Genomic DNA, 799 nt, shown 5'->3' on the forward strand with positions numbered 1-799 from the left:
TGAGGGGCCACGCGTTTTCCGGACAGCTTCTTGGCTGGTGATCTGCGGGCAGATCTACGCTGCTTGCTGTCGGTTCAGGTACTCGGTATGGACCTCAAGTGGTGTCCGGTACCCGTTCGCGGAATGAAGCCTGCGTCGATTGTAGAAGCCTTCGATGTACTGCACAACCGCGCGCCGGGCTTTGGCTCGTGTGGCAAACACCATACGGTTGAGCCACTCGTTCTTCAACGCGCCGAAGAACGACTCGGCCATTGCATTATCCCAGCACACGCCTGTCCTGCCGACCGAGCGCCGCATCTTGTGCCTCTTGCCCAGATGCCGGCCGAACTCGTCGCTGGTGTAGTTCGACCCGCGATCGCTATGAAAGATGCAGCCTTCCTCAATGTGGATACTCCCGGCCGCAGAATCCAGGGCGGCGGTGATGAGTGAGGTTTTGAAGTGGTCGGCCATCGCCCATCCGACCACCATCTTCGAATGACAGTCGATAACGGTCGCCAGATACAGGAACCCTTCCCAGGTGGGGATGTAGGTGATGTCCCCGACCAGCTTGGTCCCAGGCCGCGTCGCGGTGAAGTCCCGGTCGACCAGGTCGGGGAGGCCGCCCGGATCGCCGGCCAGGGTGGTGACCGGCCGCCACGGCCGCGGCTGCACCGGCCGGAGCCCAAGCTCGCGCATCAGCTGCCGCACCAACTCCAGCGAGGCGTCCTCGCCCGAGCGGGCCAGCACCGCATGGACGCGCCGATACCCATAAGTCTCGTGGTTGGCGGCGAATACTGCCTCGATCATCGCCTTGAGTCGC

At 63.2% G+C, this 799-nt stretch carries 1 protein-coding gene; it reads right to left on the reverse strand.

Annotated elements, in window-relative coordinates; genetic code table 11:
• Positions 1–54: 54 nt before the first annotated feature.
• On the reverse strand, positions 55–799 hold a 745-nt coding region (locus ACGWYJ_RS38920; RefSeq protein ID WP_395111719.1), incomplete at its 5' end, for an IS3 family transposase.

The sequence above is a fragment of the Actinomadura sp. SCN-SB genome (genome assembly GCF_043906805.1).
In the GTDB taxonomy this organism is placed as follows: domain Bacteria; phylum Actinomycetota; class Actinomycetes; order Streptosporangiales; family Streptosporangiaceae; genus Spirillospora.